Here is a 2122-nt window from a genome sequence, read left to right on the forward strand (position 1 = left end):
AAACATACGTGTAAGAGCTGAGGGTTCTGGTTCCCAGCTTAGTCAGCTGGGTTAACTGATTGCCGTTGTTGTCATAGCTCTTGGTGATGACGACATTGTTGCACATCCATTCCTTAGTCATCCGGCCCAGCGCGTCATATTCATAATTGGAATAATGCGACGCGTTGACAGTCTTGGTCATCCTGCCTGCCAGATCGTATTGGTAGGTAATCGACGTATTATCCGGATAGGTGATCTTGGTGCGGTTGCCGTAAGCGTCATATTGATACTGGATTGTCTGGGTATCCCGGACCACCTTGATTGTATTGCCTGCGGCATCGTAGGTGTATTGGGTTGAGCCATGATCGTCAGTCATTGTCGCAATCCGGTCTAAAGCGTCATAGGTAAAGGCCGCGTCCGGCTTGGTCAGCACGTTCTGGTTGGCGTCATAAGTATACGTCAGAACGGTGCCGTCCTTCTGCTTCAGGGTTAACAGATTGCCGTTTTTATCGTAGGTATACTCTTCCGACTTCTTGTCTTCATCTGTCGCTTTGATCAATTGACCTGAGGTATTGTAGACATACAGAACCTCTGTCTGGTCGCAGTAGCGGCGAATGATCTTGCCCATCTTGCTGATAGACGCTTGGCCCATGGCGATCAAGCGTGAATGCAGTGGAATAATCCAACAAGTATACATGAACTAAAAACGTTTTAAAATAATGAATTTTTTTAGCTTGCATTTGAATTTAAAAAGCTTTGCAAGATTGAAGACATTGCAAAGCTTTTTGTTATTTGGCTTAACTTAGTACATCATAATCTTCGCGCATCATAATGTCAGCTAGATCAGTTAAATGAAAGTCTTAACTACTACGATCCAATGCATAAGACAATTTGTTTCACTACATTCTTTCTTAAAATTACATAGCAGATTTTGTCATGTGGTTACAACAAGATTCTTTAGTTCGTAAAAATTCCTATATAGATTTTGCTAAGTACAATAACATCTAAACTTTGTTTATAATTCTTTAAAATATTCTTCCGCTAATTCAAAAAACATTGTAAAGCATTGTTCTTGGCTTTTGCACACTTCTTGAATATAGTAAAGATAATTTCTATCTTCATCGAATTCAATATTCTTATTTTCTTTTATCCACTCCCTGACCCATTGATGAAATTCTCTTTTAAAAGCCTCATCAATTTCATCTGCTCTTGAGGTGCTTATATTATTAAATAAAAAGCCATTGATAAAATGATATAGATACTCTAATTTCAGATCCCCAATAAACATTCCTGGTCTTCGCTTGACTAATTGAATAAGTTCTTTTATATTCATTTTTACCTCCATTATTACTATACTAACTAGTAATTCTACTTAATTTTCTTTTCTACAACATTAAACATAGAAGGGTAATCTGCAATCCCTAGATCAATTAACCATTCATCATAATCAATTCCGTCAGGATTTAAATTATCATAAATTGTGTCATTTATTTTTATTGCGTCATGAATACCATTGTATGATATAGTACCATGCTTATCAGATAAGATAAAATCAGTTTCACTTTCTATTGATAATCTTTCACCTAAAACATTGTTATTTCTCATTAACTCTTCCATCTTATCAGCAAAATCCTTACACTTAAAAATTTGTTTATATTCATCAGGAATTTCTTGTACCAATTGTTCTGGTGTAGTCCCAGTATTTCCCTCAATTACCTGATCCCAAGGAATCTCTTCCACAAAAGTTTGTTCATCCCGGATTTTAATCTTCTCAAGATAGTCTTGATTTCCTTTGATATTCAATGGAAGATCAATCACTAAATCTTTTCTGATACTGACTCCCGGAAGCTTCTCCAAATACTTTAATTCCTTATCCAATGGAATCTTCTCAGCTAGTTTTCCTTCATCTGCTGCGTTTAATGGAATTTTTTCTGTTAATCCCGCCGATATACCAAAGATAGAAATAGCGTTCAGAATTCCTTTGATTGGCAGATATTTATCTATCACTTTATCTAAAGCAATGGATAAAGTTAACGTCACAAACTCCGTGGATTGAACTATGCTAGAAACAGCTACTCCTGCGCTCTTGATACCATTGTTAATTGTGCTTAACAAATCTTCTTTGTTCTCTGTATCCTTTTTA

At 36.3% G+C, this 2122-nt stretch carries 3 protein-coding genes; all 3 read right to left on the reverse strand.

All coding sequences use genetic code 11. From position 1 onward, the window contains the following. Window positions 1–607 (reverse strand): hypothetical protein (locus tag BN162_RS18765; RefSeq protein WP_040451767.1); only part of this gene is annotated, 607 nt, incomplete at its 3' end. Window positions 608–994: 387 nt separating this feature from the next. Next, window positions 995–1312 carry a hypothetical protein gene (locus BN162_RS09495; RefSeq protein ID WP_020224855.1) on the reverse strand — a complete coding sequence of 106 codons (318 nt, stop codon included), beginning with the start codon at window positions 1310–1312 and terminating at the stop codon, window positions 995–997. Between the two features lie 35 nt (window positions 1313–1347). Continuing rightward, window positions 1348–2122 (reverse strand): papain fold toxin domain-containing protein (locus tag BN162_RS09500; RefSeq protein ID WP_040451769.1); only part of this gene is annotated, 775 nt, incomplete at its 5' end.

Origin of the sequence: Holdemania massiliensis AP2 (assembly GCF_000327285.1) — a bacterium.
GTDB classification, from domain to species: Bacteria; Bacillota_I; Bacilli_A; order Erysipelotrichales; family Erysipelotrichaceae; genus Holdemania; species Holdemania massiliensis.